Genomic DNA, 16,442 nt, shown 5'->3' on the forward strand with positions numbered 1-16,442 from the left:
ACCTGACTATGGGATGCCCAATATGACGGAACAAAATACCCCATCCGCACCAGTGGAAGAGACAACCACCGCGGCTGAGAGGCACCAACAGCCAGCACCAGAAGTCCGCCGGGAGAAACGAACCGGCCCCATTCTGGGTGCCATTGCTATTGCACTGGCCATCGCGCTAGGTGCCGGGCTTTATTATCACGGACACCAACAGGCTCAGTTACAAGATGCCGCAACGCTCGCGTTGCAAGAACAGTTGGCGGAACTTAAACAGAGCCAATTGCAAGAAAAGCAGCAGCTTGAGTCATTGTTGCAACAGCAGGGTAAAGCGCTGGAAGCCGCCGATCGCCAACAGACTTCGCTGATCCGCCAACTTAATGAGTTGCAGGAGAAAGTCGCCACGATTTCAGGTAGCGATGCTAAAACCTGGCTGCTGGCACAAGCTGATTTTCTGGTAAAAATGGCCGGGCGCAAACTGTGGAGTGATCAAGACGTCACCACCGCAGCGACCTTACTGAAAAGTGCTGATGCCAGTTTGGCAGACATGAATGACCCAAGCCTTATCGAGGTTCGCCGAGCATTGACCGAGGATATCAGTGCCCTTTCTGCGGTCAGTCAGGTCGATTTTGACGGCATCATCCTCAAACTTAACCAGTTATCGAATCAGGTGGATAACCTACGCCTGGCAGATAACAACATTGATGATTCACCCATGGATGCCAATAGCGACGAATTATCCAGCTCGCTATCTGAATGGCGTCAGAATCTAGCCAAAAGCTGGCACAGCTTTATAGCTGACTTTATTACTATTCGCCGCCGTGATAGTAGCGCGGAGCCGCTGTTGGCACCGAATCAGGACGTTTATTTGCGGGAAAATATTCGCTCCCGCCTGCTGGTTGCAGCACAAGCGGTGCCCCGCCACCAAGATGAAGTGTATAAACAGTCGCTGGAGACCATCTCCACCTGGGTTCGCGCTTATTTTGATGTAAACGACCCGAGTACCAAGGCTTTCCTGGATGAACTGGAGAGTCTAAGTCAGCAATCAATCTCAATGGACGTGCCTGATCAATTGAAGAGCCAGCCAATGCTGGAAAAATTGATGCAAACCCGGGTCCGTAACTTACTGGCACAAACGCCAGTTGCTGCTCAGGGGGAATAAGTATGCTGCGAGTGTTACTGTTATTCCTCATTCTGACCGCCGGAATAGTGCTGGGCCCAATGCTCGCCGGGCATCAGGGCTATGTGCTGATCCAAACCGACAACTATAACGTTGAAACCAGTGTGACCGGCTTGGTCATCATGCTGATATTGGTATTGGTAGCCTTCCTGATCATTGAATGGATACTGCGCCGTATTTTCCGTACCGGTGCGCGCACCCGTGGCTGGTTTATGGGCCGCAAACGTACCCGCGCCCGCAAGCAGACCAAAGCGGCATTGATTAAACTGGCCGAAGGTGATTTCAAACAGGTTGAGAAGTTACTGACCCGCAATGCCGACCATGCTGAGCAGCCAATGGTGAACTACTTACTGGCGGCTGAAGCCGCTCAGCAACGTGGTGATGAATTCCGCACTAATCAATATCTCGAACGCGCGGCAGAAGTCGCCGATACTGAGCAGTTGCCAGTGGATATTACCCGAGTGCGAATTCAACTGGCGCAAGGGCATGTCCACGCGGCACGCCACGGTGTTGACCGTCTATTAGATCAGGCACCGCGCCATCCTGAAGTGCTGCGTCTGGCCGAACTTGCTTACTTGCGTTCTGGAGCTTACAGCTCACTGTTGGAAATTCTACCGGCAATGGGCAAGGTTCAGGTACATACCCCAGATGAGATTGCCGCCCTGGAGCAGCAAGCCTATATCGGCATTATGAATCAATGTATGGCGGAAGAAGGCAGTGATGGCCTAAAACGTTGGTGGAAAGATCAAAGCCGTAAAGTACGCAATGAGATCCCGCTGCAAGTCGCGTTGGCTGAGCATTTGATTGAATGTGATGATCACGATGTCGCCCAGCAGATCATTCTGGACAGTCTGAAACGCCAGTATGATGAGCGCTTGGTGCTGCTGATCCCGCGTCTCCAGTCTGGTAATCCAGATCCGTTAGAGAAATCATTGCGCCAGCAAATCAAACAGCATGGTGCAACACCGCTGCTCAACAGTACCTTGGGGCAGTTGATGCTCAAACACGGTGAGTGGGAGAAAGCCTGTGAAGCCTTCAAAGCTGCGCTTGCACAGCGTCCAGACGGGTATGATTATGCATGGCTGGCAGATGCCTTGGATAAACTGCACCGCCCTGAGAATGCCGCACAGGCTCGCCGTGAAGGGTTATTGCTGACACTAAAGCAAAATGGCGAATCTCTTTGATTGCTAACCCGCGGTGAGCCAAGGAGTGAGCGCACCTAAGAGCACGTTTCTCCTTGGTTCAACTTAAACTGCAATATAAAGGCTCCTTCGGGGGCCTTTATGTTATTTATTTTTTGCAAAAAAAAACGCTTGCCGATATGGGCAAGCGTCTAAAATTTTCAGGTCTACAGACAACAATGTCGGTGCCTCACTCAACGTTATGCCCGGTATGTGATGAAGATATTCAACATCGTTTACATGGACAATAGGCACCCTAAAATCGGCTCTGCATCATCCCTGGGTTTATGAAGCACAATTGGTTATAAAAACCAGGCTGTCATAATAAGTGGGATGAGCATCTACATAATAGATATTGCACTTAGCGTGCCAAATCGCATCTTACACAGGAGTTTCACTCAACTAAACATCAACAGACTTTTAATTGACTGATAAATAATAATTTTATTTTTACTTTTCCCCACCACCCTAGGCACCTCACCTACGGTACCAAGACATCGACATCTAGAGTGATCTGTCGCTACAAAACGACGTTATAACTGACCGATTATTTTCTTAATATTTATCAGTTGGTTATATGTCACCTATCAGAGACAAAGTATTCATCCTTTGTCGCAAAAAGCCAACACCCACACTTTGGCCCAATAAACCGCAGCTTTGCTCATGCCATCAGGCCAATTTGATCAAAGGGTGCCAATATGGCTTGTGGCTGTCAGGATTTTGGGTTGGCAAGAGATTGTGGATAGTCGCTAACAAGGAAAGAGACCCCAACGGGCATACCGCGTAAATCACGGTGATGGAGACAAAATGCAGACGAAAAAAAACCCCGCATTGCGGGGTTTCTTCTGAAATTGGTCGGCGAGAGAGGATTCGAACCTCCGACCCACTGGTCCCAAACCAGTTGCGCTACCAAGCTGCGCTACTCGCCGATTTCTTACTGTTCACTCTACATGGTCTCTCGACCTATGTCCATGTAAATCTTAATAAAATCTACATGTTTTGTGTGGTGCGAAGGGAGGGACTTGAACCCTCACGTCCGTAAGGACACTAACACCTGAAGCTAGCGCGTCTACCAATTCCGCCACCATCGCATGTTCCACAAAAATTTGGGGTGGCTAATGGGACTCGAACCCACGACAACTGGAATCACAATCCAGGGCTCTACCAACTGAGCTATAGCCACCATCACTTCATACAGCTTACTTCGTCCTACGCGGCAATCTTACCACCGCAGCTCTTGCACACAAAATTAATGGTGCGCCCGACAGGATTCGAACCTGAGACCTCTGCCTCCGGAGGGCAGCGCTCTATCCAGCTGAGCTACGGGCGCTTAGCGCCGTTGCGGGTGGGGATACTACGGTTTTAATGCTTGGCTGTCTAGTGCTTTTTTAGAAGAAATGATGCGTTTGCTTACGCTTTGCTCACTCTGCCACAAAAGTCAGCTATTACTAGCCCCCACTCCGCCTTGTTCGCTGGTTTTATAGCCGTTTTGCTTCGAGCGGAGCCTTTTTATGCATTCCCAGCGCAAAATAGCATGCCGTCACTAATCCAAGGAAAATAATCCCGACTAATAAAGATAAGCGGGTATCCGGGTTAATCCCCATGCCGACCAAGACACAAATCAGGAAAGCGATAGTGAGGTAGTTTACATACGGGAACATGATGGATTTAAACGGATGCTGCTTCAAGGCCTCTTTATGTGCCTGACGAAAACGCAGCTGGCTCACCAACACCACAAACCACGGCACCATGCCTGGTAATACGCTGGCACTGTAAACGTAAACAAACACCTGCTGTGGATTAGGAATAATGTAATTGAGGCTAGACCCCACCATCAGACAGATGATCGTAACGGCAATACAATAAACCGGAACACCACTGGCCGACAGTTTTGTCAGGCAAGCAGGTAGCTGGCGATTCTTCGCCAAGGCATACAGCATGCGCCCACCGCTATACATACCGCTATTACACCCCGACAGGGCGGCGGTAAGTACCACAAAGTTGATAATCCCTGCGGCTGAAACTATCCCGATCTTGGCAAAGGTCAGGACAAACGGGCTGCCTGTGGTCCCAATACCGTCCCACGGGAAGATAGTGACGATGACAAAAATGGCCCCGACATAGAAAATCAGGATACGCCAGAGAATATTATTGATGGCGCGCTTCAATGTCACTTTAGGATTCCGGGCTTCACCTGCCGTAATCCCCACTAGCTCCACCCCTTGATAAGACGCCACCACAATACACAGCGCAAACATGAAGCCTTTCCAACCCCCAGCAAAGAAGCCGCCATGGGCGGTCAGGTTATCAAAACCAATAGCTTGACCATGATTACCAAAGCCGAAGAAGATTACCCCCAGCCCCACCAGAATCATCACAATGATGGTTGTCACTTTGATCATCGCAAACCAGAACTCCAGCTCGCCATACAATCTGACTGCGGCCAGGTTAGCCAGCGCCACGATGGCGACCCCGGCAATGGCGGGTAACCACTGCGGTATCTCTGGAAACCAGAACTGGACATATACCCCAATAGCGGTGATTTCAGAGATTCCCACGGCTATCCACATAAACCAATAGCCCCAAGCGGTCAGATAGCCGAAATAGGGACTGAGATACTTATGTGCATACACGGCGAAAGAGCCCGCAACTGGCTCCAGATACAGCATTTCACCCATTGAGCGCATAATGAAGAACACAAACAAACCGGCAATAATATAAGCCAGTAATACTGACGGCCCAGCCCACTTCAATGTACTGGCAGAGCCCATAAACAACCCGACACCAATAGTTCCACCCAATGCTATTAGTTCGATATGCCGGGCTTCCAGCCCTCGGTGTAATCCTTTTTTCTCTTCGTTATCTGCCATATATCCTCTGTAAACTTACTGGTGTGTGTCCGTTCCGGATTCCCGGTTGTTTTTATTAATAGAATGCCGCGATGCAAAAAAGCCGAATTAAAGTATCCAGCCTAATAATTAATACATTAGCGATTGCAGGCTAAAGCATAGGGAAACAGCTCATAATAAAAAGCAATAATGTCCATAAAACCCTAGCCGGCGCGTATCGTTCCGTATCTGAGCTAGATTAGCAAACAAGAAACTAAAACTTTATGGAATAAAAATATAAAAATTGATTCCATAATGGAATTAAGACAGGTTGGTATTGATCGAGGAAATAGCTAGAGGAAGTTTTATAACGGCAGGGCCAGAATGACCCTGCTTTGGGCACATGATTACAGACGGCCGCTGTAATAATAGCCAACAAACTTGAGCAGTTTGAACTGACGGCGAATGCGGCTTGGCTGAGCCAGCAGGCGATAAAGCCACTCCAGCCCCAGATTCTGCCATACCTTAGGCGCACGTTTAACATGGCCGGTAAAGACGTCGTAAGTGCCGCCTACGCCCATATACAGCGCATTCGGGTGTATTTTACGGCAGTCACGCATAAACATTTCCTGCTTAGGCGACCCCATGGCCACAGTAACTATCGCCGCACCACTGGCCGCGATCCGAGCAAACAGAGCGTCACGTTGCTCGGGAGTAAAGTAACCGTCCTGACTTCCCACCAGATTGACATTCCATTGCGCGCGCAGTTTAGCTTCGGTTTCTGCCAGAACGTCAGGTTTGCCACCGACTAAAAATACCGGCGTCCCTTGCTGGCCCGCGCGCTGCATCAGAGCTTCCCATAAGTCAGCTCCCGCAACCCTTGAGAGCTTCGCCTGCGGGTATTTACGCCGAATAGCTCGCACCATACTGATACCATCGGCATACAGATATTCCGCCTCACAGATCAGTTCACGCAGCGCGGCATCATCTTCAGCTTTCAGCAGCTTTTCTGCATTCATTGCCACCAACGTACCGGTCTTCACCGGGCCACTGCTCAGCAGATGATCCAGCGTCTGGGCCATGTCACGAAAACCCCAGATGTCGAAGCCCCGAACATTATATTTAGCAATGCCGGGTTCTTTAGCAATCTCAATCTCTTTTGGAGTAGCAGTATTCGGTTCCATTACGATCCTTACAGTTGGCTGCCCACTTGAGGCCCAGATAGACTCTTAGATTTACCAACGCCGCGCTGTACCCGCTGCGTTATCAAACCCGCCGTATCGAACAACCAGTACAACAATTTTGCCAGTACCAGACAGGCACCAAAAATCACGCAGAAAAACACCACCCGCGAGACAAAGGAATCTAATCCTTCTCGTGCCAACACGATGATGTTAAATACCGCCCCAAAACAGAAACTTTGCAGAATGGCCGCTTTGTAGCGATTAGTTTCTGCTTTACCTTGCTCGTACAGCCAATCAAACCATTTAATGATTAACCCCACCACGATGGCGCCCAGCGGGATGAACAACACGCCGCCCATTACCACCAAAGATCCAATCAGGGTGGGTGAGATGGCAAGCCCAGAGTGATTATCCAGCACATCCCAAGTGAAGTAATTGGCGGTATTCAGTACCAAATCAGGACGAGCAGGCCACAGGGAACTGGGAATAAACACATAGAAATCACGGATAATCGGTGCTAACCCCTGAAAATCTATTTTGTCGTAATTTTGCAGCAGCAAGCCCAGATTCTCCCACGGCGAGAACGTATCTCGCGTGAGGTACAGGAAGGTATAAAACGCCTCTGCGCCATTAACATCCAAACCATAGCGCTTTAGGGCCAACCAGAACATGCCGACAATCCCAAAGACGCCAGCTGCCGCCAGCATCCACAGGGTTATCCAACCACGGACAATACCAATGAACAGGAATAATGAGAACGCGATGATGATATTCGCGCGAGTCCCGCCGACGATAACGTAGGTCAGGATGCCAAATGCGACGGTGCTGGCCAGAAAGAAGAACCAGGCGCGCATATCCTGTTTCAGGAAATAGACCACTAACATCGCCGGGATGAAGAAGTAGAAAAAGCGCTTCAGAGCAACACCAGAGACATCACTGGAGAAGATTTTGCTGTAAGAATCCAACTTAAATAGCAGGAAACCATTTTGCATGAAGAAGATACCGACGGTACCGATGGCCACCAGCGCCAACAGTATCCAGGTCAGATTGGTTTCTACCCGATTCATGGTAAATACCGGCGCCCGTGGCTGGCTGCGCGGCTTACGCAAGCGAGTCTTATAACTCACATAGTAAATAGCGTAGAACGCCGTGGCAGAGAGCATGGCATACAGTAAGTACTCAACCGGCACCACCTCGACCCCAAACTGGAACACCAACATGCAGGTGAGTGGGAAACCAAAATAGAACGTCAGCAAGTAGAGCATGGAAAACAGCACATTGAAGTTAAAGCGAACACGCCGAAACTCCTGATACGTCAACGTCAGGATAAAAATCACTGCCATCAGATAGACACAGAAAAGACCGCCAAATTGGCCCAGCGTCATGGGTGTTCTCCTGCGGCAAGTGCCAGCGCTTGTTGCCAGCCCTCAATATAATTAGGGTTAAAGAATGCAATAGCGTGCTTATCCAATCCAGCTAATTGGCGTTGTGCTTCACGAATCAAAGGCTCGTCTAATGAATCGCCATAGAAAAGCACTGGAATATGCTGCTCGGCTAAATCTTGCCAGAACGGATTCTTGCGGCTTAGGACAAAAGGCACCCCAAACTGGGTTAATAAGCACAGAGTGCCGATTCCTTGCTGGCGATTGAAAATAAAGTAGCCCAGATCACATTCACGCAAGATATTCAGATAATCATCAAACGGGATCTGCTCCGTCAGAATGCGCAAATTCTCTGGTGCAAACAGCGCCAGACCAGCTTGCCTAACTTGCTCAATATACAGCTGATTGTTAGCCGGATACCCCATCGGTAAAATCACGCGGGCATCAGGACCAAATTGCTGATGAATCGCCTTTAGTGCTTCAATGTGGCGGTTGGTGGTATCGCCAGAGTTGCCAACCAGAATCGTCATTGGCCCAGCAAGAGGCTTTTCAATATTGATGCCCGTTAATGTCGGGTCCATACGCGTTGGGAAATAGAGCAGTGATGCTGGCACCCGCGGATGACGTTGTTGGAAATGAATTAAATCGCCACGCGTGGCAAAAACATGGCCGACGCGCCCTTGCGCCATGCGGCGCAGGATGTAAAACAGGCGAAACTTCCAGTTTTTGGCATCTTCATATAAATCAGCCCCCCAAACATGCCAGTAGACTTGGTGCCGTTTGATTTTCCCGCTCAGCAAGGCTAGCCACAAAGTGGCATTAAATTGCCCATGCCAGAAGAATCGAGTGCTGCGGTCAGCTTGCGCACGGGCAATAACTGCCTCAGCTAAAGTTTTCTTATTGCTGTGCGTCTCGATATCTAACTGAGGGAATGATGAAAAAGCCGCTGTCTCTTTGGCCGCAACCATAAAATGCCGCACCTGCTCTGCTGGCACACGAGTGGCCAGCACGTCATTAAAGAAGCGCAGCACAGTTAGATTATGGTGCGGGATATCAGATCCCAGTACATGAATCAGGGTTGTCATTTTTTTCTACTGTAAAGAGTGTTTACGGTGATGAATGTCTACGATACATAAGGAATACGCAGCTACAGAGTGCGAAATAAACGATATAAGTCGCCATATAGGCCTGTGCCGCGCCCAAGGAGCCATTCATTGGGATTAACCAATGGGCAAACCCAGTCAACAGTAAGAACTGGCTTACTTCCGTCAAAATATAAAAACGCAAAGAGGCTTTGGCGATAACCAAATAGCCGAATACATACGACCCGACTTTCAACACATCGCCCACTAACTGCCAGGCGAAGAGGTCACGCATTGCGGTGAACTGGTGAGAAAACAGCAGCCAGATCGCAAAGTCACGTAACAGCCAAACCATCAAGCTGGCGGTTGCCACTGCTGGCAAGACGAACGTCAATGAGCGCAGGATTTCTCGGGAAATCGCCGCTTTATCTTTGAGTCTCGACAGCGTAGGGAGCAAATAGACGGTAAATGACGCTGTGATAAATTGTAGATAAGCATCTGAAATACTGCTCACCCCTTGCCAAATCCCGACCGCATCCCAGCCATAGCGGTCAGCCAGTAAGTTACGCATCATCACATACGCAACCGGCAAGGTCACCGACGTAATCAGCGCCATAATGGTAAACTTACCCAAATGGCTCGCCAAGGCTTTATCCCAGCTAAGTTTAAGATAACTTAAGGGAATAGTCTTGCGACGAATGAGCATTATTCCCGCAGGGATAACCACCAGCGCAGGAACCAACGCCAGCCCTACCAAGGCACCAGGATAGCCCCCAATCTGGAAGCAGATATAATACGCCACCACACCAATCAGGCTGCCGCCGATCACCGCCAGCGCATTCCCCATGGCATCGCGATAACCTTTGAGGATGGCCAGAAACAGGTTGGCGTAAGCAATGCCCATCTGAATAAGTGCAACAGCTCGCACCACATTCTGGTAATCACTGTGACCAAATAGCGCCATGCTGACGGGCTTGGCCGCCAACAGGAAAATCAATGCCAGCAAAGTAGAGAACCCCAGCACTATCGCTGATGACGTCCCCAACACGGCCCGCAGACGTTCAGGTTGCTGATGATATTCAGCAACATACTTAGTAATACCGTTAAAGATACCTGCGCCAGAGAGCACGCCTAATACCGTAATTAGCTGGCGGAAGTTACCCGCCTGCCCAACACCACTGGGGCCAAAGGTCACCGCCAGCAGTTTAACCACTAACAACCCTACGCCGATCTTAATCAGCGTAGAGCCAGCAGTCCAAATCGATGCTTTTGCCAGAGACATATCAGGCGAAGAAACTGAGAACAGTATTAATGACCGTGCTCTGATTAACATCAGTCAGGTTATAGAAGATTGGCAAGCGAACCAGACGTTCACTTTCCTTAGTGGTAAAGCGGTCTTCGCCATCCATGCGGCCAAACTCTTCACCTGCCGGGCAAGCATGTAGCGGAATGTAGTGGAATACCGCCATAATCTCAGCTTCTTTTAAATAGCTGATGAAAGCTGAACGCTCTTCGATATCACGCAGTTTGATATAAAACATGTGCGCATTTTGTGCCAGATTGCCAGGAATGACCGGCAAATCAATGCGACCAGCATCCGCCAAGGGTTTGAAAGCATCATAGTAAGTGTGCCACAGCGCCAGACGACGTTGGTTAATTTGCTCTGCTGCTTCTAACTGGCCCCACAGGTACGCGGCCTGTAAATCAGACATCAAATAGCTGGAACCAATATCACGCCAAGTGTACTTATCTACCTGGCCGCGGAAGAACTGGCTACGGTTAGTGCCTTTCTCACGGATAATTTCTGCGCGATCAATCAATGACGGGTCATTAATAAGCGTCGCACCACCTTCGCCACCGGCGGTGTAGTTTTTGGTTTCATGGAAGCTGAAACAGCCAATATGGCCGATAGTCCCCAACGCCTTGCCTTTGTAAGTCGACATCACGCCCTGAGCAGCATCTTCTACCACAAACAAATTATGTTTTTTCGCCAGCGCCATGATGGTATCCATTTCACAGGCAACACCCGCATAGTGGACTGGCACGATAACCCTGGTTTTGTCGGTAATCGCCGCTTCAATCTTAGTTTCATCGATATTCATGGTATCTGGACGGATATCAACAAACACCATTTTCGCTCCACGCAATACAAAGGCATTGGCGGTAGAGACGAAGGTGAAACTTGGCATGATCACTTCATCGCCGGGCTTGATATCCAGCAGCAACGCAGCCATTTCCAGTGACGCAGTGCAAGACGGGGTCAGTAACACTTTCGGGCAATCGAAATATTTTTCCATCCACTGCTGACAGCGACGGGTAAACCCACCATCGCCGCATAATTTGCCGCTACTCATCGCGGCCTGCATATAGCCCAGTTCTGTACCGACTACCGGTGGAGCATTAAATGGAATCATCTCATCCCCTGCATAACCAATATGCGGTGCTCTCAACCGAGGCACCACTGCGAATATAAAGGCGTAAAGCAGCAATATTGCTCATTTGTGTGGCCACATGTAACCGGTGTAACCCGTGACTCTGGCACCACTGCTTCGCCGCCGACATTAATGACAAACCTATGCCCTTCCCCTGCACATCGGGGAATACCGCCAACAGACCAATACGTGCGCTACCATCTTGCAGGTCACGTAATGTGACAAAACCCGCCGGTTGCCTTGACGAATCCATCACCAATAAACATTGATGGTCGAATGTACCTAGCACCGCCTTTTCAGCCCACAATGCATAAAATCGTCCACTATCCTGTGGGTCATACCACGGGGCACGAAAACGGCTCAATGCAAAAGCAGCGCCAGCCACATTGCGCAACAGTGGAATATCCTCTGTGGTTGCAACTCGATGTTGATAGGCTCCAGCATCAACCTTAAAGGAAGCATTTTCCGTGCCAATCGTATCTTCTACTGACAGCGACAGATCGACTTCCCCTTCAACTAGCTTGAAACCAAGCTGGCCGAGGGCATCAATCAGATCAAGGCGATGGGTCGGAACTTTAGCTTGGGTAAGGGTAAAAGCGTCCAACTCAGCCGGGCTAACTTGCGGGGCTGAGTCGGAGAAATGAAGTTTTGCACTCGGCCGTTGGAAAAACTCACTTTCCCAAGCCAGAGGCTCAATATTGGCGTGGATGAACATTAAGTAAATCCGAAAGGTATTTGCCATAACCGGTTTTTGCCAGCGCAATTGCTGCGCGTTTTAAACCGTCGTTATCTAACCAGCCATTACGCCAAGAGATCTCTTCCAGACAGGCAATCTTGAAACCTTGACGTTTTTCAACGGTTTGTACGAAGGTACTGGCTTCAATCAAACTGTCATGGGTACCGGTATCCAGCCAGGCAAAACCACGCCCTAGCAATTCAACCGTTAGCTCACCGCGATCTAAGTACATCTGGTTGATACTGGTGATTTCCAGCTCACCACGAGAGGATGGCTTAACTTGTTTAGCGAAATCAACCACTTGACTATCATAAAAATAAAGCCCAGTCACCGCCCAGTTGGACTTCGGCTGACTGGGTTTTTCTTCAAGAGATAATGCGCGGTAGTTGTCATCAAACTCCACCACACCAAAGCGTTCAGGATCCATGACCTGATAACCGAAGACTGTCGCACCATGCGGACGAGCAGCGACCGCTTTTAGTTTTGGACTGAAAGACTGGCCAAAATAGATATTATCGCCAAGCACCAAGCAGCACGATTCACCATTAATAAATTCTTCGCCAATAAGAAATGCCTGTGCCAACCCATCAGGGCTAGGCTGTACGGCATAACTTAGCTTTATACCAAACTCATCGCCATTGCCCAGTAAACGCTGGAATGATGGCAAATCTTCTGGAGTAGAAATAACCAGAATATCGCGAATCCCTGCTAGCATCAGCACTGACAGCGGATAGTAAATCATCGGTTTGTCGTAGACGGGAAGCAGCTGCTTAGAGACGCCACGGGTGATGGGGTGCAGCCTTGTGCCTGAGCCACCAGCCAGAATTATGCCTTTCATACTCACTCCTGAAACCATTGGACAAGACGTTATTAAAATCAAACAATAACGTCATTCCAATGATTAATAGATTTCTTGCCTATCACGGGACGACCTACAATAGGTCAGAACCAATTGACTCAGTCACTCAAGCCCAAACGCTCACCGGCGTAAGAACCATCCTGAACACGACGCCACCATGATTCATTACTCAAATACCAGTCAATAGTTTTGCGAATGCCACTTTCGAACGTTTCCTGTGGCTTCCAACCCAATTCCCGTTCAATCTTGTCAGCATCAATGGCATAACGCATATCATGCCCTGGCCGGTCTTTGACATAGGTAATCAAGTCACGATAGTGAGCAATCCCGGCAGGTTTTTCAGGTACCAATTCATCCAATAAGGTGCAGATGGTTTCAACTACTTCAATATTCTTACGCTCATTGTGACCACCGATATTGTAAGTTTCACCCACCACGCCTTCAGTAACTACCTGATACAGAGCGCGCGCGTGATCTTCAACATACAACCAATCACGAACTTGCGCGCCATTGCCATAAACTGGCAGAGGTTTGCCCGCCAATGCATTCAAGATAACCAGTGGTATCAATTTCTCTGGGAAATGATACGGGCCATAGTTATTTGAGCAATTGGTCACCAAGGTGGGTAAGCCATAAGTTCGCAACCAGGCGCGCACTAAATGGTCACTGGATGCCTTAGAGGCTGAATAGGGACTACTTGGCGCATAAGGAGTAGTTTCAGTAAAGAGATCATCGGTACCGTGCAGATCGCCATAGACTTCATCTGTCGAGATATGGTGGAAGCGAAACGTCAGTTTTGCCTCAGCGCTCAGTTGCTGCCAGTAATGACGCGCTGCCTCTAACATCTGATAAGTACCCACGATGTTAGTTTCGATAAAAGCAGCCGGGCCATCAATAGAGCGGTCAACATGGCTTTCTGCCGCCAGATGCATCACGACATCTGGCTGATACTGCGCAAAAACTCGATCCAGCTCTGCGCGGTCACAGATATCAACTTGTTCAAAAGCGTAGCGCTCGCTTTGCGCGACTACAGCCAGTGACTCCAAATTGCCGGCATAGGTAAGTTTATCAACCACCACCACGCTATCTGAGGTGCCATTGATAATATGTCTTACCACTGCGGAGCCAATAAAACCGGCTCCGCCTGTCACTAAAATACGTTTCAACGCCATACTCCTTTGGTATCAACAATCCATGATTGCTTCACATCTTCCGGTTTAATTGCCTTAAATTGGCTGTGATCTACCAACATCACTAACACATCAGCTTGCTGCAAGGCTGTTGCTGTGTCTTTCAGAGTCACGTGACCCGCCAGAGACTTCGGCAATTGCTCCACATTGGGTTCAACCACCAATGTTTCGCCGGCATGCCATTCTGCGATCAAATGAGCAATCTCAACCGCTGGGCTTTCACGCAGATCATCAATATTGGGCTTAAATGCCAAGCCGAAGCAGGCAATTTTCACTTCAGATGCACGTTTGTTAGTCGCCGCCAGACAATCCGCCACGGCGGCTTTAACTCGGTCAACAACCCACAGTGGTTTGCCATCATTCACCAGACGTGCGGTGTGAATCAGGCGGGCCAACTGTGGATTTTGAGAAACGATAAACCATGGGTCAACAGCGATACAATGACCACCGACACCTGGTCCCGGCTGCAAGATATTCACCCGAGGATGACGGTTCGCTAGGCGAATCAGCTCCCATACATTGATGCCTTGCTCATCACAAATCAGTGATAGCTCATTGGCAAAAGCAATGTTAACGTCGCGGAAGCTGTTTTCAGTCAACTTACACATTTCAGCGGTGCGGGAGTTAGTCACCACACACTCACCTTCGAGGAAGATTTTGTACAGCTCACTGGCTCGGGCAGAACATTTTGGCGTCATACCACCGATAACACGGTCATTTTGAATCAGCTCGACCATCACCTGACCCGGCAACACACGTTCAGGGCAGTAGGCGATATTGATATCAGCATCTTCACCCGCTTGTTGCGGGAAACTCAAATCAGGGCGAGCTTCGGCCAGCCATTGCGCCATTTGTTCAGTCGCGCCGACCGGAGAAGTCGACTCCAAAATCACTAAATCGCCTTTTTTCAGCACCGGGGCGATAGATTTAGCGGCTGATTCGACGAAAACCATATCTGGCTCATGATCGCCTTTAAATGGGGTCGGGACGGCAATAAGAAACGCATCTGCTGCCAGTGGTTTGGTTACTGCTTGTAGGTAACCCCCTTCGACAGCAATCTTCACCACTTTATCTAAATCCGGCTCCACGATATGGATAGCACCGCGATTAATGGTTTCAACTGCATGGGCGTTGACATCAACACCAATCACTTTCTTCTTGCGCGACGCGAAAGCAGCAGCAGTTGGCAGGCCAATATACCCAAGACCGATAACAGAAATAGTTTCAAAACTCATAGCGTCACCTGATGATTCTTTAAAGCTTCAAGGATGCGTTGACAGGCGTGCCCGTCACCGTAAGGATTATGCGCCCGTGTCATTTGATGATAGGCAGTTTCATCAGTCAGTAAGCGGGTCACTGCATCGACAATTTTATTAATATTAGTGCCAACCAACAAAACTGTACCGGAATCGACAGCTTCCGGGCGCTCTGTGGTATCGCGCATGACCAATACTGGCTTACCTAATGAAGGCGCCTCTTCCTGAATACCACCGGAATCCGTCAAGATCAGATACGCGTGGTTCATCAGGTAAACAAATGGCAGATAATCTTGCGGGTCGATCAGAATGATATTATCAATCCCTTTCAAGATGCGGTTAACCGGCTCACTGACATTCGGATTAAGATGTACTGGATAAACCACCTGAACGTCAGGGTGTTTACGCGCAATTTCAGCCAATGCACTACAGATCCGCTCAAACCCGCCACCAAAACTCTCACGGCGGTGGCCAGTGACCAGAATCATCTTTTTATTGGCATCAAGGAATGGGTAACGTTGGTCCAAACTTGCTCGCAAATCTGCATTGTTCATCACCCGATCGCGAACCCAGAACAGCGCATCAATCACGGTATTACCCGTGACAAAAATACGGTTCTCCGGCACCATTTCACGTAACAGATTTTGCCGCGAGTTTTCTGTCGGCGCAAAATGGTACATGGCAAGATGGCCCGTCAGTTGACGGTTGGCTTCTTCCGGCCACGGAGAATAGAGATTCCCAGTGCGTAAGCCTGCTTCAACATGGCCAACAGGGATACGATGATAGAATGCCGCGAGGCTGGTCGACAGCGTTGTCGTGGTATCACCGTGTACCAAGATAACGTCTGGCTTAAACTCCGCCAGAACAGGCTTCAACCCTTCCAGAATACGGCAGGTTATTTCCGTTAATCCCTGTCCCGGTTTCATGATATTCAAATCATAATCCGGCTGAATCTCAAATAAACGCAGCACCTGATCCAACATCTCACGATGTTGAGCAGTGACACAAACTCTTGATTCAAAGGCTTCATCCTGAGCCAAAGCATGCACCAGAGGAGCCATTTTAATGGCTTCAGGCCGGGTGCCAAAAACAGTCAACACTTTCACAGTGAATCTCTTTAAGGTCAGTTAGCCGCAGACGACGCCTG

At 49.2% G+C, this 16,442-nt stretch carries 13 protein-coding genes and 4 tRNA genes; 2 read left to right on the forward strand and 15 right to left on the reverse strand.

Translation table 11 applies throughout. The features are described 5' to 3' along the window. Positions 1–22: 22 nt before the first annotated feature. Both hemX and hemY read left to right on the forward strand, forming a co-directional pair. Positions 23–1,147: a uroporphyrinogen-III C-methyltransferase gene (gene hemX / locus N0H69_RS20990; protein ID WP_050152150.1), complete on the forward strand. Its 1,125-nt coding sequence runs from the start codon at positions 23–25 to the stop codon at positions 1,145–1,147. Between the two features lie 2 nt (positions 1,148–1,149). After that, a complete protein-coding gene (gene hemY, locus N0H69_RS20995; protein WP_151420007.1) occupies positions 1,150–2,349 on the forward strand; it encodes a protoheme IX biogenesis protein HemY in 1,200 nt (399 codons plus the stop codon). Positions 2,350–3,198: 849 nt separating this feature from the next. On the opposite strand, the gene N0H69_RS21000 is transcribed toward hemY, so the two are convergent. The 15 genes from N0H69_RS21000 to wecB all read right to left on the reverse strand — a co-directional run bounded on the left by N0H69_RS21000 (position 3,199) and on the right by wecB (position 16,401). Next, positions 3,199–3,275, reverse strand: a tRNA-Pro gene (locus tag N0H69_RS21000). A gap of 75 nt (positions 3,276–3,350) precedes the next feature. Continuing rightward, positions 3,351–3,437, reverse strand: a tRNA-Leu gene (locus N0H69_RS21005). Positions 3,438–3,453: 16 nt separating this feature from the next. After that, a tRNA-His gene (locus N0H69_RS21010) sits at positions 3,454–3,529 on the reverse strand. A 70-nt stretch (positions 3,530–3,599) separates the two neighbouring features. Further along, a tRNA-Arg gene (locus N0H69_RS21015) sits at positions 3,600–3,676 on the reverse strand. Between the two features lie 148 nt (positions 3,677–3,824). Next, positions 3,825–5,216 (reverse strand): bifunctional threonine/serine APC transporter ThrP, encoded by a 1,392-nt coding sequence (gene thrP / locus N0H69_RS21020; RefSeq protein ID WP_050152152.1) that lies wholly within the window; start codon positions 5,214–5,216, stop codon positions 3,825–3,827. A 365-nt stretch (positions 5,217–5,581) separates the two neighbouring features. Then, positions 5,582–6,358: a lipopolysaccharide N-acetylmannosaminouronosyltransferase gene (gene wecG / locus N0H69_RS21025; RefSeq protein WP_050152153.1), complete on the reverse strand. Its 777-nt coding sequence runs from the start codon at positions 6,356–6,358 to the stop codon at positions 5,582–5,584. 8 nt (positions 6,359–6,366) lie between these two features. Continuing rightward, on the reverse strand, positions 6,367–7,743 hold the full coding sequence (gene wzyE / locus N0H69_RS21030; protein ID WP_050152154.1) for an ECA oligosaccharide polymerase: 1,377 nt from the start codon (positions 7,741–7,743) through the stop codon (positions 6,367–6,369). Further along, positions 7,740–8,825: a TDP-N-acetylfucosamine:lipid II N-acetylfucosaminyltransferase gene (locus N0H69_RS21035; protein ID WP_050123911.1), complete on the reverse strand. Its 1,086-nt coding sequence runs from the start codon at positions 8,823–8,825 to the stop codon at positions 7,740–7,742. Before N0H69_RS21035 ends, wzyE begins: the two co-directional genes overlap by 4 nt. A gap of 22 nt (positions 8,826–8,847) precedes the next feature. Next, positions 8,848–10,104 carry a lipid III flippase WzxE gene (wzxE, locus tag N0H69_RS21040; RefSeq protein ID WP_050152155.1) on the reverse strand — a complete coding sequence of 419 codons (1,257 nt, stop codon included), beginning with the start codon at positions 10,102–10,104 and terminating at the stop codon, positions 8,848–8,850. A 1-nt stretch (position 10,105) separates the two neighbouring features. After that, positions 10,106–11,236, reverse strand: a complete 1,131-nt coding sequence (gene rffA / locus N0H69_RS21045; RefSeq protein ID WP_050123913.1) for a dTDP-4-amino-4,6-dideoxygalactose transaminase — start codon at positions 11,234–11,236, stop codon at positions 10,106–10,108. Between the two features lies 1 nt (position 11,237). Then, a complete protein-coding gene (gene rffC, locus N0H69_RS21050; protein WP_050152156.1) occupies positions 11,238–11,969 on the reverse strand; it encodes a dTDP-4-amino-4,6-dideoxy-D-galactose acyltransferase in 732 nt (243 codons plus the stop codon). Continuing rightward, positions 11,947–12,828, reverse strand: a complete 882-nt coding sequence (gene rfbA / locus N0H69_RS21055; protein WP_050152157.1) for a glucose-1-phosphate thymidylyltransferase RfbA — start codon at positions 12,826–12,828, stop codon at positions 11,947–11,949. Before rfbA ends, rffC begins: the two co-directional genes overlap by 23 nt. Positions 12,829–12,947: 119 nt before the next feature. Continuing rightward, positions 12,948–14,021 (reverse strand): dTDP-glucose 4,6-dehydratase, encoded by a 1,074-nt coding sequence (gene rffG, locus N0H69_RS21060; RefSeq protein ID WP_172665472.1) that lies wholly within the window; start codon positions 14,019–14,021, stop codon positions 12,948–12,950. Continuing rightward, positions 14,012–15,274 carry a UDP-N-acetyl-D-mannosamine dehydrogenase gene (wecC, locus tag N0H69_RS21065; RefSeq protein ID WP_050123916.1) on the reverse strand — a complete coding sequence of 421 codons (1,263 nt, stop codon included), beginning with the start codon at positions 15,272–15,274 and terminating at the stop codon, positions 14,012–14,014. Before wecC ends, rffG begins: the two co-directional genes overlap by 10 nt. After that, the gene (gene wecB / locus N0H69_RS21070; RefSeq protein WP_050110879.1) at positions 15,271–16,401 is read right to left on the reverse strand and encodes a non-hydrolyzing UDP-N-acetylglucosamine 2-epimerase; all 1,131 of its coding nucleotides are present in this window, start codon (positions 16,399–16,401) and stop codon (positions 15,271–15,273) included. The genes wecC and wecB overlap by 4 nt, the downstream gene beginning before the upstream one ends. Between the last annotated feature and the right edge of the window lie 41 nt (positions 16,402–16,442).

Origin of the sequence: Yersinia alsatica (assembly GCF_025133195.1) — a bacterium.
Lineage (GTDB): Bacteria > Pseudomonadota > Gammaproteobacteria > Enterobacterales > Enterobacteriaceae > Yersinia > Yersinia alsatica.

Coding starts and splice junctions, on each gene's coding strand:
- hemX (WP_050152150.1), top strand. CDS start 23: ATGACGGAACAAAATACCCCATCCGCACCAGTGGAAGAGACAACCACC.
- hemY (WP_151420007.1), top strand. CDS start 1,150: ATGCTGCGAGTGTTACTGTTATTCCTCATTCTGACCGCCGGAATAGTG.
- thrP (WP_050152152.1), bottom strand. CDS start 5,216: ATGGCAGATAACGAAGAGAAAAAAGGATTACACCGAGGGCTGGAAGCC.
- wecG (WP_050152153.1), bottom strand. CDS start 6,358: ATGGAACCGAATACTGCTACTCCAAAAGAGATTGAGATTGCTAAAGAA.
- wzyE (WP_050152154.1), bottom strand. CDS start 7,743: ATGACGCTGGGCCAATTTGGCGGTCTTTTCTGTGTCTATCTGATGGCA.
- N0H69_RS21035 (WP_050123911.1), bottom strand. CDS start 8,825: ATGACAACCCTGATTCATGTACTGGGATCTGATATCCCGCACCATAAT.
- wzxE (WP_050152155.1), bottom strand. CDS start 10,104: ATGTCTCTGGCAAAAGCATCGATTTGGACTGCTGGCTCTACGCTGATT.
- rffA (WP_050123913.1), bottom strand. CDS start 11,236: ATGATTCCATTTAATGCTCCACCGGTAGTCGGTACAGAACTGGGCTAT.
- rffC (WP_050152156.1), bottom strand. CDS start 11,969: ATGTTCATCCACGCCAATATTGAGCCTCTGGCTTGGGAAAGTGAGTTT.
- rfbA (WP_050152157.1), bottom strand. CDS start 12,828: ATGAAAGGCATAATTCTGGCTGGTGGCTCAGGCACAAGGCTGCACCCC.
- rffG (WP_172665472.1), bottom strand. CDS start 14,021: ATGGCGTTGAAACGTATTTTAGTGACAGGCGGAGCCGGTTTTATTGGC.
- wecC (WP_050123916.1), bottom strand. CDS start 15,274: ATGAGTTTTGAAACTATTTCTGTTATCGGTCTTGGGTATATTGGCCTG.